This window comes from Wolbachia endosymbiont of Drosophila barbarae (genome assembly GCF_044752445.1).
Classification (GTDB): domain Bacteria; phylum Pseudomonadota; class Alphaproteobacteria; order Rickettsiales; family Anaplasmataceae; genus Wolbachia; species Wolbachia pipientis.
In genome coordinates this window covers 1-4,658 of record NZ_JBIXJM010000048.1, presented here as the reverse complement: position 1 = coordinate 4,658, position 4,658 = coordinate 1, and the positions used below count along the sequence as shown (strand labels likewise).

The 4,658-nt window shown below is 33.8% G+C and carries 6 protein-coding genes; 1 reads left to right on the top strand and 5 read right to left on the bottom strand.

Translation table 11 applies throughout. From position 1 onward, the window contains the following. The 3 genes from ACIPNH_RS00670 to ACIPNH_RS00660 all read right to left on the bottom strand — a co-directional run. On the bottom strand, positions 1-631 hold a 631-nt coding region (locus ACIPNH_RS00670; RefSeq protein WP_400770938.1), incomplete at its 3' end, for an amino acid ABC transporter ATP-binding protein. After that, entirely contained in the window at positions 615-1,262 is a 648-nt protein-coding gene (locus ACIPNH_RS00665) for an amino acid ABC transporter permease (protein WP_007548901.1), read from the bottom strand. The genes ACIPNH_RS00665 and ACIPNH_RS00670, both read right to left, overlap by 17 nt. Further along, the gene (locus tag ACIPNH_RS00660) at positions 1,262-1,996 is read right to left on the bottom strand and encodes a substrate-binding periplasmic protein (RefSeq protein WP_400770935.1); all 735 of its coding nucleotides are present in this window, start codon (positions 1,994-1,996) and stop codon (positions 1,262-1,264) included. The genes ACIPNH_RS00665 and ACIPNH_RS00660 overlap by 1 nt, the downstream gene beginning before the upstream one ends. Before the next feature lie 125 nt (positions 1,997-2,121). Here ACIPNH_RS00660 and ACIPNH_RS00655 point away from each other — a divergent pair, with 125 nt between their 5' ends. After that, complete coding sequence (locus ACIPNH_RS00655) at positions 2,122-2,568, top strand: arginine repressor (RefSeq protein WP_155968422.1); 447 nt, start codon at positions 2,122-2,124, stop codon at positions 2,566-2,568. A 53-nt stretch (positions 2,569-2,621) separates the two neighbouring features. Here ACIPNH_RS00655 and tatC read toward each other — a convergent pair whose 3' ends face one another. Beyond that, positions 2,622-3,383 carry a twin-arginine translocase subunit TatC gene (tatC, locus tag ACIPNH_RS00650; protein ID WP_010962605.1) on the bottom strand — a complete coding sequence of 254 codons (762 nt, stop codon included), beginning with the start codon at positions 3,381-3,383 and terminating at the stop codon, positions 2,622-2,624. Next, positions 3,380-4,477: a type I glyceraldehyde-3-phosphate dehydrogenase gene (locus ACIPNH_RS00645; protein WP_400770932.1), complete on the bottom strand. Its 1,098-nt coding sequence runs from the start codon at positions 4,475-4,477 to the stop codon at positions 3,380-3,382. The genes tatC and ACIPNH_RS00645 overlap by 4 nt, the downstream gene beginning before the upstream one ends. Positions 4,478-4,658: the final 181 nt, after the last annotated feature.

Sequence of the window (4,658 nt, the reverse complement as noted above, 5' to 3'; positions counted from 1 at the left end):
TTTTTAAATAGTTTGTTGGTTCATCAATTTCTTTAGGATTGATATCTACAATTATTTTTCCGTTTTTTAACAGAATAATCCGATTTGATATTTTTGTTAAAAAATCCAAATTGTGAGAAGCGATAATCATAGTAATACCCATATCTCTAACTGATTGTAGTAGTTCCACAACGTCGACTATTGTTGCTACATCTAAACCAGACGTTGGCTCATCGCATAATAGAATCCTTGGATTCATCATTAAGCTTCTGGCAAGCGCAACCCGCTGTTTTTGCCCACCGGATAGATTACTAGGGTAATCATTTTTTTTAGAAGCAATACCCAAAGACTCAAGTAGTGAATCGCTTTGATCCTGAGTTTTGTTTTTAAGTTTGGGAGCATATGTAAGATTTTCCCAGACAGTCATATGTGGGAAAAGTTGAAAATCCTGAAATACAAAACCAGTACTATCATTGCATTCAATGCTACCAGAATCTAAAACTTCGAGTTTTTGTATACAACGTAACAATGTTGATTTACCACTACCAGAAGGACCAGCAAGACCAACTATAGATTGTTCTATAATCAGGTTAATATTATTAAGTACTGGAACATTATTAAATAATTTACAAATATTATGCATTTTTATCATATATACCTTTCTGTTCAATCTTTTTGCCTATATATTCAATTAGTAATACAAGAGCGTAATAATAAGCCCCAGCAAGACAAAGTGGTATAAAATAAGTAAATTGTTCTGCTGCAAGCATTTGCGCAGAGCGCATAATATCAACACCACCAATAGTAGAGATTAATGCCGTTTCTTTAAGGAGTGCAATGATCTCATTTATCATTGCAGGAAGAATATTTTTAATAACTTGTGGTAATATAATATCTCTCCACATATAGAAACTAGGTATTTGTAAAGTTTTAGCTGCTTCAAACTGGTTTTTTGATATAGTTTCAATACCAGCTCGTAAAATCTCAGCAATATAAGCACAGCTATTTAGACCAAATGCTATAATGCCAGCACTAAATATGTTTAATTTAATTCCTGCAATGGTTGGAGTCATAAAATAAACAACACTTAACTGTAATATAAGGGGGGTGCCACGTATTACAGATATAATTCCATTAATTAATGGAATACAGATCTTATTATATCTGAGTACTGAAAATAACCCTCCTAGACTCATACCTAAAAGCAGTCCTCCAATCAATAATTTTAAAGTAAAGGCAAGGCCTGTTCCAACAAACAAGAAATTAGAAATTAATTCTTGCATCAGTTATCTCCTAGCCATTTTTCTGCTATCTTTTGTATTACACCTTTACTTTCTAAACTTTTTAACGCCTCGTTTATTTTATCCTTTAAATCAGATCCTTTATTCACAGCAATAGAATAACCATTATCTGACTTAGCGATGGCTGACCATGATAGACCAGGATTTTTTTTGCTAAATACTTTACCTTGGAATTCATCAATTAGGACGCCATCAACATGACCAGACTTCAATGCTTCTACAGCTTGATTATTATTGTCTATAGCAATAATTTGAGCTGTTGTAGGAACATGCTCTTTTAGCCAAATTTCCATGACAGTTCCTAGTTGAACGGCTATCTTCTTGTGAGTTAAATTGTTTATACCGGCTATGGGTTTATTTTTGTGATATAGAATACCAAATTCCCCTGTATAATAACTATTTGAAAAATCAAAATTTTTTTCACGCTCTTCTGTACTACCAATAGTAGATATAGCAGCATCTACAGAATTACTTTGTAATGCTGCAAATATAGCACTAAACTGCATATCTTTAAACATTGCTTCTTTACCTAACTCTTTTGCTGCTAATTGAGCAAGCTCAATGTCAAAGCCAGTAAATTTACCATTTTCATAATATTCAAAAGGTGGATAATCTGCAGAAATTGCAAATCTAATGATATTATCGTGTTTATCTTCCTTGCATCCTGTTAATAGAATACTTATCACTATAATAGCATTTAAAATATATTTTTTCATATTACTAATTTATATTCATATTTTATTCATCTTATGAATATAAACATTAAAAATTGAATAGTCAAGAAATAATGAATATAATTTCAAATATACTTATTACATATTCAATATGAGGAAAATGCATAATGCATGACAACACACTAGGTGAACATATTTTAAATATTATTCAAAATCATGAAATTTTAGAGCAGAGCGATTTACAGACCTTGCTTAAAGAAAGAGGGCACAACATTCCTCAGGCTACTTTATCAAGGAAATTAAAAAAACTTAAAATTGCCAAAGTTGCTGGTGTATATAAAGTAATCGATATCAACCAGTATCAATTACCATTGATACTTAATATGCAAATTTCGGATTTTGGTTTAATAGTACTACATACCCAACCAGGACAAGCTAGCAGTCTAGCTTACTTTTTAGATAAGAAGTATGTGCTAAATAGTAGCAACAACATAGGAATTATAGGAACTATAGCAGGTGATGATACAGTATTATTGATCATCAAAAGTAAGGCTGAACTTAACAAAGTATTACAATCAATTTATGAAACATTTCCATATTTAAGTCCTGAATAAGAATGTTGTAAGTTAAAAATGTGATATAAAGGAGATAAGAGGGATTCCTTTGTTTAAATCTTTGTCTTCTTTTTTTCAATATACCTACATATCAGAATGGACAATTCATATAGAATCAGCATAGGTATTGCAAGCCCTACTTGGCTTAATACATCAGGTGGAGTTAAGATTGCAGCGATAATAAAAATTACCACTATCGCGATTCTGCGTTTATTTGACAAACTTTGTGTAGTGAGTAACCCTACTCTCACCATTAATGTGAGTATTACTGGAATTTGAAATGCAGTGCCAAAAGCAAACATAAATTGGAGAACGAGGTCTAAATATTCGCTAACTGATGGCATAAACTCTATTGGTATACCGAAAGATTTCCCACTATGTTCAAAAGTGATGAAAAACTTCCAGGCTAAAGGAAATATATAGTAATAGACTACAGTAGCTCCCGTTACAAATAAAACCGGTGTTGCAATCAAGTATGGCAACAACACTGCCCTTTCACTTTTATATAACCCAGGTGCTAAGAACATATAAAATTGCCATGCAAACACAGGAAAAGAAAACAAAAGTGCGCTCATTATTGCAACTTGGAGATACACAAAAAATGCCTCTGTTAAGTCTGTGTAAATTAAAGAAAAACCTTCGCTACCTTTTGTTGCTTCTATTAAAGGTGCGAGTAAAAAACGGTATATATTTTCCTTAAAGTAATAACAAAAACCAAAAGCAACGCAAAAAAATAGAAAGCAAAAGATAACTCTTTTTCTGAGTTCCGCAAAGTGCTCATAAAATGAGGCGTATTTGCTTGAGTTCCAGTTCATACTTTACTATAGCTCAATAATGCTATGTCTAACATTCTCAGCGAAAAAGCCCACTCATTGTCATACCACGCTGCAACCCTACATATATCACCTGTAACATATGTACCAGTTAAATCCACAATTGCACTATAAGGGTTATGCACAAAATCTATTGAGACTAAAGGTTCCTCGCATATAGAAAGTACATTTGACATTGGATAACCCTCTGCCATCCTAGTACCCTCTGATGTCATCCGAGTAGCTGACACTGGGATCCAGAAATTAGATTCCAGCGTCACGCGCTGGAATGACGTAGAGGAGAGAGCTGCATCCTTAAACATTTCATTGATTTCTTTAACGGTCGCTTTCTTATCAGTCGTAAATGTAAAATCAATCATAGAAACATTGCTAACCGGAACTCTGACGGCAGTGCCATCTAGCTTTCCTTTTAATTCAGGAATGACAGAACCAATTGTTTTTGCTGCCCCGGTTGTAGTTGGCACCATAGATAATCCGCAAGCCCTTGCTCTACGCAAATCTTTATGATTACCATCAAGAACATTTTGATCATTCGTGTAGGCATGTATAGTAGTCATAAAACCGCTTTTTATGCCTAAACCAGAATGTAGGACTTTCACAATCGGAGCAAGGCAATTTGTAGTGCAAGAACCTGCTGATATCACTTTATGCTCTTTTTCGAGCATATCGTTATTCACACCATAAACTATAGTGACATCAGCATCCGAAACTGGAGCAGAGACAATCACTTTCTCTGCATTGTGCCTTATTGCTTCTTCACGTTTGTTGAATGCACCAGTACATTCAAGTATTACATCAACATTCCAAGGAATATTTTCAGGGCTCCGTTCTCTATATAAAGAAAACTCTTTGCCATTTATAGAAATCCAATTTTGAGACTCATTAAAATCAATATTACCACTGAATTTGCCATGAATAGAATCATATTTAATCAAATGTGCATGCTGCTTTGCACTGAGCGATCCATTTACAGCTACAACTTCTATTTGCTCACTATACTTTTCTATTTCATAAATAGCACGCAATACGCCTCTGCCTATTCTACCCAGACCATTAATTCCTACACGAATCGTCATCTCTTCATTCAAAAAATTTAATTATAGAGGATATCACTTGATATTTCATTCTATTCTTTTGCTTTTCTATCGATATGAACATTATAGCAAGGAGACAGGGCTAAAAACTTGCTTGACAAACTCCGCCAGCCCCCTTATCATGAAACTGAAGCTATTGTATTTGCTTTCGCCAATCTGCAGA

Coding starts and splice junctions, on each gene's coding strand:
- ACIPNH_RS00665 (WP_007548901.1), bottom strand. CDS start 1,262: ATGCAAGAATTAATTTCTAATTTCTTGTTTGTTGGAACAGGCCTTGCC.
- ACIPNH_RS00655 (WP_155968422.1), top strand. CDS start 2,122: ATGCATGACAACACACTAGGTGAACATATTTTAAATATTATTCAAAAT.
- ACIPNH_RS00645 (WP_400770932.1), bottom strand. CDS start 4,477: ATGACGATTCGTGTAGGAATTAATGGTCTGGGTAGAATAGGCAGAGGC.
- ACIPNH_RS00660 (WP_400770935.1), bottom strand. CDS start 1,996: ATGAAAAAATATATTTTAAATGCTATTATAGTGATAAGTATTCTATTA.
- tatC (WP_010962605.1), bottom strand. CDS start 3,383: ATGAACTGGAACTCAAGCAAATACGCCTCATTTTATGAGCACTTTGCG.